Below are 274 nucleotides of genomic sequence, written 5' to 3' on the forward strand. Positions count from 1 at the left end.
TTACCAATCGCTTCAATATCTTGGATTGTGCGCTCGCTCATCGCACCTTTTGGCATCGGCTCAATTGCAAGTGCTTCTAGTCGAAATCCAGTTTCAATTTCACGTAAAAGCACCGCTTTGATAGAGTGCGATCCAATATCAATTCCTACCATCATCGGGGACGGTTTTTGAAATAGTTGACTTAGCATGTTTCAACTTGGCCTTTGTTTTAATAATAAACAAGTTATAATTTTTATCTGAAAAAATATTATTCATTTTTTAATCAATATATACT

1 protein-coding gene is annotated in these 274 nt (G+C 35.0%); it reads right to left on the reverse strand.

Features of this window, described 5'->3' with window-relative positions; translation table 11 throughout:
* Positions 1–188: pilus assembly protein PilM (gene pilM / locus AAEY83_RS14880; protein ID WP_351060103.1), on the reverse strand; the 188-nt coding region annotated here is incomplete at its 3' end.
* Between the last annotated feature and the right edge of the window lie 86 nt (positions 189–274).

This window comes from Psychrobacter sp. TB20-MNA-CIBAN-0197, assembly GCF_040309765.1.
GTDB lineage: Bacteria > Pseudomonadota > Gammaproteobacteria > Pseudomonadales > Moraxellaceae > Psychrobacter > Psychrobacter submarinus.